Genomic DNA, 14934 nt, shown 5'->3' with positions numbered 1-14934 from the left:
ACACTCATCTCGTTTTACACAAACTTGAACGGTTTTGAACTATGCCCGGTATTCGCACTGCTGCACAAGCCAAGGCTTGGTTGGAACATCAAGGCAAGTCAGTTCAAGCGTTTGCCCGGGAACACGGCGTTGATCCGGCCACGACGTATCAAGTGCTCGCGGGGCGTAAAAAGGGACGGCGCGGGGAAGCCCATAAGGTGGCAGTCCTGCTGGGCATGAAAGAAGGGATTATCGTGGATGAGCCCGTTGCTCAAAACCGCGATACGGAAGCTGTTTCCTGACAGCAGTATGCGCTTATTCGTACGGCGTGCCTGTTATTAGTCCGACTGGGCTGCGTGACACTCACGCTCCATGCACCAGAAGCAGTTATCTTCCCTGACAATGCTCAGCCCTTGCCTCAAATAGAGGGCTCTGGCCGGATTGATCTTGAACACTGTCAGGCGCAGCCACCCCAGCCCTTGCACGCGCGCTTTCAGAACCATCTGCTCCAACACCCAACTGCCAGCGCCCTGCCCGCGACACGCTTCGATCAAGTGCAGTTCGCGAATAAACAGCGCATCGTCGTCGTAGCTCAAGCTGATAAAACCAATGACCTCATCGTCGCAGCAGATCATCCAGCTTTCTCGAGCCGCCCAGCCAACATCAAAGCCGTCGTTTGACCATATGAAGCCGTAATGCTCGTAATAGCGATCCATCGCCTGGCGGGTAAGGGTGCGCGCAAACGAGCGGTCCTGGTCCGTGGCCGCGCGCAAGTGAAATGCCATTGCCTGCTCCTTTCCGATTCAGATTGCCAGGTGCCGCCCGGTCCAGCGCCCGCCCTGCCGCTGGGCGATCACCAACGCACTGCCAACGCCAGGTGCTGCGCTGATCAAACCCTGCGCGCCCCAAATCGCGCTGCGCCCTGCACATGTCCAGCCGCCCGTCGGGCCACCGTGATTGGCCATCAGCACGAGCATGCCATGTTCAGTCGCATAGCCCTCGAGCAATGAGGCGTCAGTGGCATAACCGCCCTCGCTGATCAGTACGCCCGCGGCATACACGTTAGCCCCCGATTCTGCCGCAGCACGCGGGTGACTGGCATCGGAAAAGTCAGCGCACACCGCCAGCGCAAACCGATCTTCACCCCATTCGAGTAATGCGCCGCCCTGCCCTGGGATAAACGCCACTTCTTCGCCTGGGTGCAGATGCTGCTTGGTATAGACCCTCAGCGAACCGTCCGCCCCCAACACCAGTGCGCCGATCAACACGCCTGTGTGGGGTGCCAGGCGAATCGGCATCCCCACCACCACCGTCAACCGCAGTTCCCGCGCCATCTCGCGCAACGGCATAAGCACGGCGTCATCAGGCGCTATCGCCAAACCGGCCGCCAATGACGGCTCATAGCCCGTCAATGACAGCTCTGGAAACACCAGCAATTGCACGCCTTGTTCCGCCGCCGCCTGCATAAACGCCACGTGCCGCTGGATATTGGCCGGCAGGTCGCCTGCGATGGAGAGGGTTTGGGCAGCAGCGAGGGTCAAGGCAGTCATGGTCGCGTCCTGGCAATCATTATCAAAGTGTAATCAGCATATCGGTACTCGCTCCATAGCCGTAAGTACCTCACGCGATAGAAATTACTGATTGAACCCAACCGTGCGCCTCTAGTAAGCTCAGCCCATCATTTGGAGACACACCATGTTGCAACTCACCCACATTCAGGTTTGCCCTGCTGCCAGCGCTTCGCGCTCGGTGTCGGCTACCCGCGTGAACGGTTTGAGCGCACTGGCCAGCTTTTATTTTGGGTATTGGTTTAGCCACTGGCGCGCCTGATACCTGAAATCGGCGCCCACTACTCAAGGGGTCGCCTACCAGAGAAATCTAACCCCCGGTCGGCTCCCCGACCGGGGGTTTCGTTTTTTCAGGCCCTATAAATTTTGCAGATTACTCAGAGGAATAAAGACATGAACTACGCCACCTATTACCGCTACGACACCTGCACTGCATGGCGATTTAGCAAGCTCCGTTCGGGCCAGCCTGCCGCCTCCGATCGGTCACCTATCGGTGGCAAGCCAACACACGTAGCCACTACGGCCAATTGTCGAACACCCCAGTAGGGCAGAGCGTGCGGGAACAGCCCGCCGCTTGCCCAGGAAGCCTTGAATATGAACTCTGCCACCGCCGCTTTGCCTGTTGCCAACCTGTCCAGCGCCAACGAGGCCCTGACCCAGCGCCTGCCCAGCTCCCTTGAGCTCAAGCACCAACTGCCCCTCAGCCCGTTCCTCCACGAACAGATCCACGCCCATCGCCAAGCCGTGCGCGCCATTCTCAATGGCGAAGATTCACGTTTGCTGGTGATTGTCGGCCCGTGCTCGATCCACGACCCCGAGTCGGCCATGGAATACGCGCGCAACCTCAAGAAGCTGGCGCTTGAAGTCAGCGACCAGATGCTGCTGGTGATCCGCGCCTACGTTGAAAAACCGCGCACCACCATCGGTTGGAAAGGCCTGGCCTACGACCCGCATTTAGATGGCAGTGATGACATGGCCGCAGGCTTGACCCTGTCCCGCGAGTTGATGCGCGAAATGCTGCGCCTGGGCCTGCCGGTCGCCACCGAGCTGCTGCAACCCATGGCTGCCGGCTACTTCGATGACCTGCTCAGTTGGGTCGCGATTGGCGCGCGCACCACCGAATCGCAGATCCACCGCGAAATGGCCAGTGGCCTGGGCATGCCCGTCGGCTTCAAGAACGGCACCGACGGCGGCGTCGCGATTGCCTGTGATGCAATGCGCTCGGCGTCACACCCGCACCGCCACTTCGGCGTCGACAGCCAGGGCCATCCGGCGATCATCCAGACCCCGGGCAACCCCGACACCCACCTGGTGCTGCGCGGCGGTCACCGTGGGCCGAACTACGATGCGCAAAGCGTGGCGCAGGTAAAACACGACCTGGCCACGTCCAAGGTCGCGCCACGGATCATGGTCGATTGCAGCCACGCCAACAGTGGCAAAGACCCGCTGCGTCAACCGGCAGTGTTCAACGAGGTGCTGGAACAGCGCCTGCAAGGCGACACCTCGCTGATCGGCATGATGCTCGAAAGCCACCTGTTCGAAGGTTGCCAGCCGTTGAGTGCGTCGATGAAATACGGCGTGTCGGTGACCGATGGTTGCCTGGGCTGGGACGGCACCGAGCAGTTGTTGCGCAGTGCGGCCGAGCGTTTGCGGGAACACCACAAAAGCAACTGATCCATGGAGATCAAAATGTGGAAGCGGGCTTGCTCGCGAAAGCGGTGGATCAGTCAGCACATTTGGCACTGATAGACCGCATTCGCGAGCGAGCCCGCTCCCACATTTGGACCGTGCATGACTCAAGTCAGGGGATACAACGCTTCATCAAATTGCGCCAATTTCGGAAACGCCAAAGGCTGCTCTTGCGTCAGCCCTTGCAGCCGCTGCTCGTACCCCAGCAGAAAATCGCGCCGCGCCTCATCACTGATATACGGCACATGCCACGCCACAAACGGCGCCAGCACTTCATACCCGACATACGCCAGCGTACCGCGCAGAATCGGTTGCAACATAGCCTCCAACGGCCCATGAATCGCGCCCTCGCCAAACATATGCTCGCGCCCGCCCAGGGTCACCGTGACCAACGCCCGCTTGCCCGCCAGGCCGCCCTGATCGTAAAAACGCTTGCCGCCGTAACACACGCCCGACACCAGCACCCGGTCGATCCAGCCCTTGAGCATCGCCGGCGCCGAAAACCAGAAAATCGGAAAGTTGAGGATCAGCAAGTCAGCCCATAGCAGCTTATCCAGTTCGCCCTGGATATCCGTCGCAATCGACTGCTTCTTTACACCCAGGCGCTGCTCGAGGGCATACACCAGATAGTCGGGATTCTCCCGCGTTGAAAAATCCGCGGCCGAGGCCACCGGGTTCCACTGCATGGCATACAGGTCACTCACCTGCACCTCGTGCCCCTGGGCCCGCAACGTGGTGGCCGCCTGATCGCGCAAGGCAGCAGTAAAGGACTGCGGCTCAGGGTGCGCGTGAACGATCAAAACCTTCATGTGAACTCCTCAAACGGTGGGCGCCGCCCGTTGGGCCAGCAAATGATCGAGCCAGTCCGGGTCCATTTCCGGCTCCGATGAAAACAACAGGCCGGTGTAGTCCTGGTACGGCGGGGTAAAAATTTGGTTGCGGCTGCCCTGGTCGACCACCCTGCCCTGCTGCATCACCACCACCTCATCGGCAATCGCGCGCACAGTGGCGACGTCATGGGTGATAAACAGGTAAGCCACACCCAGTTGCTGCTGGATGCGGTTGAGCAACTTCAGCACGCCTTCAGCCACCAGTTGGTCGAGGGCCGAGGTGACTTCGTCGCAGATGATCAACTGCGGGTCGGCCGCCAGCGCGCGGGCGATGCAGATGCGTTGCTTCTGCCCGCCGGACAGCTCGCGAGGTTGGCGCTCCATGAACACTGCCGGGTCCAGCTCGATCATCTCCAGCAATTGGGCAACCCGTGCACGCATTTCTTTACCCTTGAGGCCCAGGTAAAACGTCAGCGGCCGGCCGATGATGTCGACGATACGCTGGCGCGGGTTCAGTGCTGTGTCGGGGATCTGGTAGATCATCTGGATGCGCCGCAACTGCTCCTTGCTGCGCTGCCGAAAATCCACCGGCAGCGCTTCGCCGTCATACAACACCTGCCCCGCCGTGGCCGGCAACAGCCCGGTAATCAAACGTGCGGTGGAGCTTTTGCCGCTGCCGGACTCACCGATCACCGCCAGGGTCTGGCCGCGATACAGCTGCATCGACACATCATGCAGCACCGGTTGATGCCCATAACTGGCACACACCTGGCGCACGTCCAGCAGCGGCGCTTCCTGGGCCGGGCAGGCCTTGGGCTCGGTGCGAAAACTGCGCACCGCCCACAAGGATTTGGTGTAGTCCTGTTGCGGCTGGCTGAGCATGCTGCGGGTGTCGGCTTCCTCCACCCGCTTGCCGTGGCGCAGCACCATGATGCGGTCGGCCATCTGCGCGACCACCGCCAAATCGTGGCTGATGTACAGCGCGGCGCTGCCGAAGGTTTTCACCGCGTCGCGAATCGCCGCCAGCACTTCGATCTGGGTGGTGACGTCAAGGGCAGTGGTGGGCTCGTCGAAGATGATCAGGTCCGGGTGGCAGGCCATGGCCATCGCCGTCATGACCCGCTGCAACTGCCCGCCCGAGACTTGGTGGGGGTAGCGTTGGCCGATGGTCTCAGGGTTGGGCAGGCGCAACACGCGGTACAACGCCACCGCCTCGCGCTCGGCCTGGGCGCGGCTGATACCGCCGTTGACCACCGCCGTTTCCACATGCTGGTCGATCAGGCGGTGCGCCGGGTTGAACGACGCCGCCGCGCTTTGCGCCACATAGGCGATGCGTAGGCCCCGCAATTTACGCAGGGCCTCGGGCTTGGCCTTCAGCAACTCAATACCGTCAAAACACACCGAGCCCCCGACAATGCGGCAGCCATCGCGCGCGTAGCCCATCGCCGCCAGGCCGAGGGTGGATTTACCCGCCCCCGACTCGCCGATCAGGCCCAGCACCTCGCCGCGCTGCAAGGTCAAATCGATGCCTTTGATCAGCGGGTGCCAGGCGTCTTCGTAATGCCCCTCGACCTGCAGGTTGCGGATTTCCAGCAATGGCGTGTCCATCCTCAGCACTCCTTCAGGCCGCTGGATTTATGCAGCATCCAGTCGACGACAAAATTCACGCTGACCGTAATCAACGCCACCGCCAGCGCCGGCAGCAACGGGCTGATATCGCCAAAGGTGATCAACACCGCGTTGTCGCGCACCATGCTGCCCCAGTCGGCGGTAGGCGGTTGAATGCCCAGGCCGAGGAACGACAACGCGCTGATAAACAGGAACACAAAGCAGAAACGCAGGCCGAACTCAGCAATCAACGGCGCGGCGGCGTTGGGCAATACTTCGCGAGTGACCAGCCACCACAGCCCTTCGCCACGCAAGCGCGCCGCTTCGACAAAGTCCTGCACCACCACGGTCATTGCCACGGCGCGGGACAGGCGAAACACCCGCGTCGAATCCAGCAGCGCAATCACCAGCACCAGCGAGGTGGCGTTGGTGCCCACCACGCTGAGGATCAGCAAGGCGAAAATCAGCTGCGGGATCGCCATCAGGATATCCACTACACGCGACAAGCCCTGGTCGATCCAGCCGCCCTTGATCGCCGCCACCAGGCCGTTCAACCCCCCGAGCAGAAACGCCAGCGTGGTGGTGAGGAAGGCGATGCCCAAGGTGTTGCGCGCGCCGTAGACGAGGCGGCTGAACATATCGCGCCCCAGGTTATCGGTGCCCAGCAGAAACTGGCCGCTCCAGGGCGCGAAGCCCTCGCCCACCACCTGGGTTTCGCCATACGGCGCCAGCAGCGGTGCAAACAGCGCCACGGCGATGTACACCACAATGATCAACAGGCCGAACTTGGCGCTCAACGGCGCCCTGGCCACTTGGCTCAACAGGCTCATGGTCTACCCCTTGGGATGCATCAGGCGTGGGTTGCTGGCGATGGACAGCACGTCCGCCGAGGTATTGAGCAGAATGTAGGTGGCGGCAAAGATCAGGCTGCACGCCTGCACCACCGGGATGTCGCGCTTGGCTACCGAGTCCACCAACAACTGGCCCAACCCTGGGTACACAAACACCACCTCGACCACCACCACGCCCACCACCAGGTACGCGAGGTTCAGCGCGACCACGTTGACGATCGGCGCCAGCGCATTGGGCAATGCATGCCGCCAGATAATCCGCGACTGGCTGATGCCCTTGAGCCGGGCCATTTCGATGTAGGGGCTGGCCAGCAGGTTGATCAAGGAGGCGCGGGTCATGCGCATCATCTGCGCGATCACCACCAGACTCAGCGTCGCCACCGGTAATACGGAGCGCACAAGGACCGTGCCGAATGACGCGTCCGGCGCCAGGTTGGACAGGCTGGGAAACCAGCCGAGCTTCACCGAAAACACCAGGATCAGCAGGTACGCGACAAAAAACTCCGGGAACGACACAGCGCTCAAGGCCGTGGTGTTGAGCAGGCGATCAAACCAGCTGTTGCGGTACAGCGCCGCGAGCATGCCCAGCACCAGCGCGGTGGGCACCGAGACCAATGCCGCCAGCGCCGCCAGGCTCAGCGTATTGCCCAGGCGCGCACCGATCAGCTCGGCGATAGGCCGCTGGTTGGCCAGTGAGGCGCCCAGATCGCCGTGCAGCAGGCGCACCAGCCATTGCGCAAAGCGCGTGAATGGCGGCAAATCCAGGCCCAACTGCGCGCGAAACGCCGCCACGGTTTCCGGGGTAGCGGACTGGCCGAGCATGGCCTGGGCGATGTCGCCCGGCAGCATGCCCACGGCGAGGAAGATAATCACCGAGACCGCGAACAACGACAGCACGCCGAGGGCCAGGCGTTGGAGGATGAGTGTTAACAAGCTATTCATGAGTGCATTGCTCCTGCTCCAGAAACCACCATAAATCCCCTGTGGGAGCGGGCTTGCTCGCGAAAGCGGTCAGTCAGTTGATGCATGTGTTGACTGACACACAGCCTTCGCGAGCAAGCCCGCTCCCACATTGGATCTTCATTGTTTGGAGGTCTCTAGGCCTGCCACCACCGTTCGATCAACCGCAACCCATCCAACTCACCATAAGGCGCAGTCAGTGGTCCATGGTTGACCCGGTTCGAACGCGCCGCTACGGAGCTGGCAAACAGCGGCACAATCGCACCGCCATCGTCCCGGCACAGGGCCTGCATTTCGTTGTACATCTCCTGGCGCAACGGCGCGTTCATCTCGCCACGGGCGGCGGTGAGCAGTTGGTTGAAGCGCGCGTTATCCCAGTGGGTTTCGTTCCAGGCCGCGCCTTTGGCGTAGCCGATGCTGAACATGCGGTCGGCGGTCAGGCTGCTGTACCAAAATGAGGTGGTGAACGGCTGCTTCATCCACACGTTGGAGAAGTACCCGTCGGCCGGTTCGCGCACCACATCGATGTCAATACCGGCCTGGCGCGCCTGCTCCTTGAACAGCACCGAGGCATCCACCGCACCGGTGTAGGCGGCGTCCGAAGCTTGCAGGCGCACCTTGAGCGACTCCACCCCGGCCTTGCGCAAGTAAAAGCGCGACTTGTCCGGGTCGTACGTGCGCTGCTCCAGCGCGGCGTTGATAAAGCGGCTGCCCGGCTGGATCGGGTGGTCGTTGCCCACCAGGCCATAGCCGTGCAACACCGAAGCCAGCAGGGTTTCGCGGTTGATGGCGTGTTTCATCGCCATGCGAATGTCGTTGTTCTTGAATTCGTTGCTGTCGCACAGCATCGGGAAGGTGTAGTGCTGGGCACCCTTGGTTTCTTCAATCACCAAACCTGGGTTGCGCTTGAGCAACGCCACGGTTTTCAAGTCGACTTTGTTGATCACATCGACTTGCCCGGTCACCAGCGCGTTCACCCGCGCCGCGCCGTCGGCAATGGCCAGTAATTCAGCACTGGCGAAGTGCGCGCGGCCGGGTTTCCAGTAATCGGGGTAGCGCTCCAGGTCCATGCGCACGCCGGGTTCAAAGCTTTTCAGGCGGTAGCCGCTGGTGCCCACGCCGGCCTGCCAATCGGCCGCGCCGTCTTTGGCGGGCATGATCACCAGGTGGTAATCGGCGACCACATAGGCAAAATCCGCATTGCCCGAATGCAACTCGAACACCACCGCGTCACCGCCCTTGGCGCTGACGCTGGCGACATCGCCGAGCACAGTCTTGGCCGCCGAGGTGGAATCCTTGCTCAGGTGATGGTTGATCGACGCCACCACGTCGTCGGCCGTCAGGCTTTTGCCGTTGTGGAAGGTCACACCCTGACGCAGGTGGAAGGTCCACACGCGCGCGTCCGGGGTGGATTCAAAGCGTTCGGCCAGTTCGGGGATCGCGGTGCCGTCCACGGCAATTTCCGTCAGCGTGTTGTACACCGCCGAGAAGCCGACGAAGGTAAAGGTGTCGACCCAGGAACCGGGGTCACGCGAATCGGTGGTGCTGCCGCCGGCCAGGCCCAGGCGCAACACACCGCCTGGCTTTGGCACCGCGTCTTCGGCGAGCGCGTGTAACGGCAGGCCCATGGAAAACGCTGCCGCCACCGCGCCCGCTACCGCGCTGTGTTTGAGGAAGTCCCGTCGGTGCATCGCTTGAGTCATTTTGTTGTTGTTTTCGCTCATGGTCTTGCTCCTTTAAAGATCAACAGGCATAGGCATGCTTCAACTCGATCAAAGTCACGCCGTTGCGTTTGAAACCGTTGCGCAGGTCCGTCTGCAATTCATCCAGGTTTTTTGGCTGGTTCACGGTGCACCCGAACGCCTGGGCGAAGAGTGCGAAATCCGGGTTGCGCGGCAGCACGCCGATGGGTTCGATGTCCAGGCTGAGCATGTCATCGCGGATCTGGCCGAGGGCGTCGTTGTTCCACAGCAGCACCACCAGCGGGCTGTCCAGTTCCTCCACGGCGGTCGCCAGTTCCTGAGCGGTGTAGAGAAAACCGCCATCGCCCACCAGCACCAGCCCCGGGCGCTGCGGCGCACCGAACTTGGCGCCAATACCGGCGGGCAAGCCATAGCCCAAGGTGCCGTAGCCGGTGGGGTGCAGCCAGCTGCGCGGCGTGCGGCTCGGGTAGGCATAGTTGCCGGTGTAGGCGAGCTGGGTCATGTCACTGCTGATAAAGGCGTTGGCGGGCAGCTCAGCCTCGATGCGGTCGAGAATGGCTTGGTGGATCGACTGCAGCGGGCCATGCCCCAGCGCTACGGCCTGGAGCAAGGTGGCGACTTTTTTGATCGCCGCTTCAGGGTTACGCGGCGCCGTCGGCAAGCGCGCAAGCAACGCCAAAACCGTTTGATTGGCATCGCCGTGCAGCGCCACCGCGCACGGGTAAAAATCATTGAATTTGCGTGGGTCGATATCCACGCGCAGCAGCTCACCGTTGATGGGCAAACGCTCGCGCCAATAATCGGTGTCGGCCATTTCCGTGCCGACCGCCAGCACCACATCGGCCTCGCTGATCAGTTGCCAACCGGGTTCGATGCACAGGGTTGAACCGGCATTGAGCGGGTCGTTGACCGGCAGTAAACCCTTGCCCGCAACGCTGGTGAAAAACGGCGCCGCCAGCTGCGTACTCAAACGCTGCAAGGCCTGCGCCGCCGCCAGGGCACCCCCGCCAGCAATGATCATCGGGCGCTTGGCCGAGGCGAGTCTGGCCGCCGCCTGCTCCAGCACCTCGGCCGCTGGCAAGCCACGCCCAGGACCGCGTACCACCTCATTGCTCCAGTCCCATTCAATCGGTGCCGACAACACATCCAGTGGCACCGAGATATGCACCGGCCGTGGCCGCTCGCTGTCGAACACCGCGTAAGCGCGGGCCACCAGCTCGGGCAAATCCTCGGCACTTAACGCCACCGCTGAAAACGCGGTGATGGGCGCAGTGATCGAGCGTTGGTCCTGAGTTTCATGCAGGCTGCCCCAGCCCATTCCGAGGCTGGCAAGGTGATTGACACTGGAGATCACCAGCATTGGGATCGAGTCGGCGTAGGCCTGGCCGATGGCAGTGGCAGCATTGGTCACGCCGGGGCCGGTGATTACAAAGCATACCCCTGGCTTGCCGCTGACTCGGGCGTACCCGTCGGCCATAAAACCAGCGCCCTGTTCGTGGCGCGTGAGCACATGGCGAATGCCACTGCCGGGCAGGCCGCGATACAGCTCCAGCGTATGCACGCCGGGAATGCCGAACACCGTGTCAACGCCATAGTTGGCCAGTAGCCGTACCAAAGCCTGGCCGCCGGTCATGGTTTTATTGTGCATGGCTATCTCCTAGACGAATCAATGCATCGACCGCCGTGGCGCCCCTGGCATTGACCAACAATGGGTTCACATCCAGTTCCAGTAACTGCCCGGCATTCGCGCAGGCGTAGTCGGCCACCGCACGGATGGCCGCGACCAGCGCGTCCATGTCCGCCACTTCGCGCCCGCGAAACCCTTGCAGCAAGGCGGCGCTGCGCAGGCTGAGCAAGGCGTTGCGAATCGCCTCATCGGTGGTCGGCAGCAGCAGGCTGCGGCTGTCCTGGAGCAACTCCACAAGGATGCCGCCGGCGCCGATCACCAGCGCCAGGCCGAAATCATTTTCACGCTTGATGCCCACGATCAACTCGGCCAAGGGCTTTGTTGCCATGGATTCGAGCAGTAATTGATCGAAGACGACAGCGGGCGCATACACCGCGATTTGCCTGCGCATATGCTCAAGCGCGGCGGTCAGGGCGAAGCCATCTTGCAGGTTCAACGCGACGGCCCCGGCTTCAGTTTTATGCGGCAAATGCGCGCTGACGGCCTTGAGCACCAGCGGATAACCCAGCAGCTTCGCATCGGCAATCGCCCGCCCCGGCGTACTCAATACAGCGGCTGGCGTACTCAGGCCAAAGGCGCGCAAGGCTTGTTTGGACGCCCACTCATCCAGAGCCAGGCTCTGGCCGTCGAGTGCTTGCGGGCAAAGCGGTTCGAGGATCGACTCGCCACGTTCGAGCAAGACCCGCCGCTGGTGTTGGTAACCGGCAATACGGCCCCACGCCGCGAGCGCATCCTCAACGCCTTGCAACGCAGCAATGCCTTGGGCGTGCAGACGCTCGCGAGCCTGTCGCGGCAGCAATTCGGGAAACGCCGAGGTGACAAAACCGCTCTTGCCGTGGCGGCTGAGCGCCGCGCAGAACAACTCCAGCAGCAGGTCACATTCCTTGCGTTCACCGGTAAATTCGGCCGGGTAATCGAGCACCAGCATCGCCGCATCGGCGTCGGTGCGCAGGGCCGTGTCGAGCATGCTGTTAAGGGCTTCGCGGTCGCCCCAGATGGCAGTGGTGAAGTCCAGCGGGTTGACCAGGTTGGCGTAGCTGGGCAGCACCTGCGCCAGTTCACTGCGCTGGTGGTTATCCAGCTTCGGCAAGGCCAGATGGTTGCGCTCGGCGTAGTCGGCAATCAGCCCCGCGTCACCCCCCGAGCAGGCCAGGGCGATCAGGCTTTTGCCGGCAGGAAGATTGCCGCAGGCTGCGGCTTTCAAGGTTTCGACGAAACTCACCGGGCCGCTGACGCGGATCACCCCCAAGCGGGCAAACAGGCTGTCGTAGAGCGCATCGGAGCCCGAGAGCGAACTGGTGTGACTCAACGCCAACTCGGCACCCATCTGCGAAACGCCGGTTTTCAACGCGATGATCGGGATGCCTTTTTCCAAGGCCTTGTGCGCCGCGCGAGCAAAGCCCGGCACATTCTTCAAACCCTCCAGGTGCAGGCCGATAGCGGTAACGCGCGGTTCATCGAGCAGCACGTCCATCAATTCGGCAACGCCCAGTTGCGCCTGGTTGCCCACCGAGGCCATGTAGGCCACCGGCAACGAGCGGTCGCTCATCGACAGGTTATAGGCGAAGTTGCCGCTCTGGGTGAGCACCGCCACGCCCTTCTCCACCGCTTTGCCGCCATGCGCCACCGGCCACAGCGCCGAGCTGTGCAGGTAATCGAGCAGGCCGTAGCAGTTGGGGCCGAGCAAGGCCATGTCGCCTGCGGCCTTGAGCAATTGCTGTTGCAAGGCGGCACCGGCAGTCCCGGTTTCGGCAAACCCCGAGGCGTAGCAAATCGCGCCGCCAGTGCCGATGGCGGCGAGCTCCGCCACGCAGCTCAGCGTCAGTTCACGGTTGGTGGCGATAAACACCGCATCCGGGCCGCATGGTAAATCAGCGACGCGGCGTACACACGGGATGCCGTCAAGGCTGTCATGCTGCGGGTTGACCAGCCACATCTGCCCGGTAAAACCGCCGTCTGCGCAGCGCTTGAGGGCGCGCGCCATGCTGCGCCCGCCGACAAAGGCCAGGTGCCGAGGCGCCAGCAGGCGCTTGAGGTTGTCGCGAATAGCCTGGGACATAAGCATTCTCCGCGCCGATCAGCGCAACAACGGCCGCAACAGTTCACGGGCGATGATATGGCGCTGGATTTCCGAAGTGCCTTCCCAGATCCGTTCGATCCGCGCGTTGCGCCAGATGCGCTCCACCGGGCCTTCGTCCATCAAGCCCATGCCGCCGAATATCTGCACGGCTTCATCGGCAACTTTGCCCAGGGTTTCACTGGCAAACAGCTTGGCCATGCCGGCCTCACCGTCGGTCATGCTGCCTTGGTCCATCTTCCACGCGGTGTGCAGGGTCAGCAGTTCGGCGGCGCGAATCTGCGTGGCCATGTCGGCCAGCTTGAAACTCACGCCTTGGTAGGTGCCGATGGGCTGGCCGAACTGCTTGCGGTCCGCCGCCCATTGCAGCGATACATCCAACGCCCGCTGGGCCTGGCCGACGCAGTTGGCGGCGACCATCACGCGCCCGGCGGTGAGCCAGGCATTGGCGACATCCCAGCCTTTACCGACTTCGCCGAGCACCTTGGACGCAGGCACGCGGCAGTCGTCGAAGAACATTTCATAAGTGTGATAGCCGCGGTTGCTCACGCACTTGGGGCCACGGCGGATGGTCATGCCCGGCGTGCCGCGATCAACCAGGAACGAGGTCACGGCATTGCGCTGGCGGCCGTTGTGTTCGTAGGTGTCGGTCACCGCAAACACGATGGCGAAATCGGCGTGACCGGCGTGGCTGATGAAGTGCTTGCTGCCGTTGATCACGAAGTCATCGCCGCTGCGCACGGCGCGGGTCTTGATCGCATTCGCGTCGGAACCGGCGCCCGGTTCGGTCAGGGCAAAGCAGTCGATTTTCTGGCCCTGCACGCAGGGCAACAGGTAGTCGTCAACCTGCGCGCCAGTGCAGGCCATGAGGATTTTCGAAGGCCGCGCGACGAACACGTGCAGCGCCCACGAAACCTTGGACAGCTCCCGCTCGATCAGCGCCTGGGACAGGTAATCCAGGCCGCCACCGCCCACCGCTTCGGGCATGTTGAAGGCGTAGAAACCGGCGGCAATCGCCTTGTCACGAATCTGCGCGGCAAGCTCGGGCGAAACCTCGTCGGCACGGTCCACCGCGGCTTCATGGGGCAGTAATTCCTTGGCGACAAAACTGCGTACCGCGTCCACCAACATGTCTTGTTCTTGGCTGAGTTGGAAATTCATGGCGCTACCTGCTCGGGGGTGTTGTTGTTATTTGCCGCAGAAATTCGGTGAGCGCTTTTCCGTGGACGCTCGCAGAGCCTCGATGCCATCGGCGCTGCGCCCGCACAACAGGCCGGCAGCCAGTTCGGCCTGCAGTTGCTCGGGCAGGCTGCGGTCGGCGCCTTCGCGGATCAGCGTCTTGGTCTGGGCGAAGGCAAAGGTCGGGCCGTTGGCCAGGCGGGTGGCCAGCTGCGTGGTGTGGGCGTGCAGTTGCTCATCGGCGACCACTTCGCCCACCAGGCCGGCGGCCAGTGCGCGGTCGGCACTCCACAGTTCATCGAGGAACAGCAAACGCTTGGCCTGTTCGCTGCCGATCAGGCGCGGCAAGTGCCAGCTGGCTCCGGCGTCCGGCGAGTACGCCATGCTGGTGTAGCCGGCCTTGAAGCGCGCCGATTGGGCGGCGATGCGCAGGTCGCAGCACAGGGTCAAGTCCATGCCGGCGCCGACGGCGGTGCCGTTGATCGCAGCAATCGTGGGTTTGTCGAGGGTGTGCAGGCAGGTCATCAGGGCGTGGGCGGTTTCGGTCCAGCCGTAGGTTTCCAGGGCGCCACGCGCTTGAGCCTCGGCCCATTCGGCGAGGTCGGCACCGGCGCAGAAGCTGCGGCCGCTGCCGGTCAACACCACTGCGCGCACGGCGGGGTCGCGGTTGAACGTGTCGAGCAAGGCATGCAGGTGCTTGAGGGTCGGGATGTCCAATGCATTGCGCTGCGGGCCACGGTTGAGGGTGATCCAGGCAACGCCTGCTTGCACGTCGGTGAGCACGGGCGAATCGGTAGTCATGG

The 14934-nt window shown here is 62.6% G+C and carries 13 protein-coding genes; 2 read left to right on the top strand and 11 right to left on the bottom strand.

From position 1 onward, the window contains the following. The first annotated feature begins 41 nt into the window (after positions 1 to 41). Positions 42 to 281 (top strand): DNA-binding protein, encoded by a 240-nt coding sequence (locus tag ACA065_RS11090; protein WP_497694533.1) that lies wholly within the window; start codon positions 42 to 44, stop codon positions 279 to 281. 36 nt (positions 282 to 317) lie between these two features. Here the strand turns inward: ACA065_RS11090 and ACA065_RS11085 are convergent, their stop codons facing one another. Further along, positions 318 to 764, bottom strand: a complete 447-nt coding sequence (locus ACA065_RS11085; RefSeq protein WP_497694532.1) for a GNAT family N-acetyltransferase — start codon at positions 762 to 764, stop codon at positions 318 to 320. Between the two features lie 18 nt (positions 765 to 782). After that, the gene (locus ACA065_RS11080) at positions 783 to 1529 is read right to left on the bottom strand and encodes a carbon-nitrogen hydrolase family protein (RefSeq protein WP_497694531.1); all 747 of its coding nucleotides are present in this window, start codon (positions 1527 to 1529) and stop codon (positions 783 to 785) included. Between the two features lie 612 nt (positions 1530 to 2141). Between ACA065_RS11080 and ACA065_RS11075 the strand changes: the two genes are divergently transcribed. Further along, positions 2142 to 3221, top strand: coding sequence for a 3-deoxy-7-phosphoheptulonate synthase (locus ACA065_RS11075; protein WP_497694530.1), 1080 nt, complete (start codon positions 2142 to 2144; stop codon positions 3219 to 3221). 122 nt (positions 3222 to 3343) lie between these two features. On the opposite strand, the gene ACA065_RS11070 is transcribed toward ACA065_RS11075, so the two are convergent. From ACA065_RS11070 to ACA065_RS11030, 9 genes are all read right to left on the bottom strand, one after another. Then, the gene (locus tag ACA065_RS11070; protein WP_497694529.1) at positions 3344 to 4045 is read right to left on the bottom strand and encodes an NAD(P)H-dependent oxidoreductase; all 702 of its coding nucleotides are present in this window, start codon (positions 4043 to 4045) and stop codon (positions 3344 to 3346) included. 9 nt (positions 4046 to 4054) lie between these two features. Beyond that, positions 4055 to 5674, bottom strand: a complete 1620-nt coding sequence (locus ACA065_RS11065) for an ABC transporter ATP-binding protein (RefSeq protein ID WP_497694528.1) — start codon at positions 5672 to 5674, stop codon at positions 4055 to 4057. 2 nt (positions 5675 to 5676) lie between these two features. Beyond that, positions 5677 to 6504, bottom strand: a complete 828-nt coding sequence (locus tag ACA065_RS11060) for an ABC transporter permease (RefSeq protein WP_497694527.1) — start codon at positions 6502 to 6504, stop codon at positions 5677 to 5679. Positions 6505 to 6507: 3 nt separating this feature from the next. Continuing rightward, positions 6508 to 7467 carry an ABC transporter permease gene (locus ACA065_RS11055; RefSeq protein ID WP_497694526.1) on the bottom strand — a complete coding sequence of 320 codons (960 nt, stop codon included), beginning with the start codon at positions 7465 to 7467 and terminating at the stop codon, positions 6508 to 6510. Between the two features lie 155 nt (positions 7468 to 7622). Further along, on the bottom strand, positions 7623 to 9209 hold the full coding sequence (locus ACA065_RS11050; RefSeq protein ID WP_497694525.1) for an ABC transporter substrate-binding protein: 1587 nt from the start codon (positions 9207 to 9209) through the stop codon (positions 7623 to 7625). Between the two features lie 19 nt (positions 9210 to 9228). Continuing rightward, the gene (locus ACA065_RS11045; protein WP_497694524.1) at positions 9229 to 10836 is read right to left on the bottom strand and encodes a 5-guanidino-2-oxopentanoate decarboxylase; all 1608 of its coding nucleotides are present in this window, start codon (positions 10834 to 10836) and stop codon (positions 9229 to 9231) included. Beyond that, complete coding sequence (locus tag ACA065_RS11040; RefSeq protein ID WP_497694523.1) at positions 10826 to 12934, bottom strand: acetate--CoA ligase family protein; 2109 nt, start codon at positions 12932 to 12934, stop codon at positions 10826 to 10828. Before ACA065_RS11040 ends, ACA065_RS11045 begins: the two co-directional genes overlap by 11 nt. Before the next feature lie 18 nt (positions 12935 to 12952). Next, entirely contained in the window at positions 12953 to 14113 is a 1161-nt protein-coding gene (locus tag ACA065_RS11035; protein WP_497694522.1) for an acyl-CoA dehydrogenase family protein, read from the bottom strand. A gap of 27 nt (positions 14114 to 14140) precedes the next feature. Further along, entirely contained in the window at positions 14141 to 14932 is a 792-nt protein-coding gene (locus tag ACA065_RS11030; protein ID WP_497694521.1) for an enoyl-CoA hydratase/isomerase family protein, read from the bottom strand. Positions 14933 to 14934: the final 2 nt, after the last annotated feature.

It is taken from the genome of Pseudomonas sp. LBUM1640, assembly GCF_059716225.1.
This window is presented reverse-complemented; position numbering and strand designations above follow the sequence as displayed.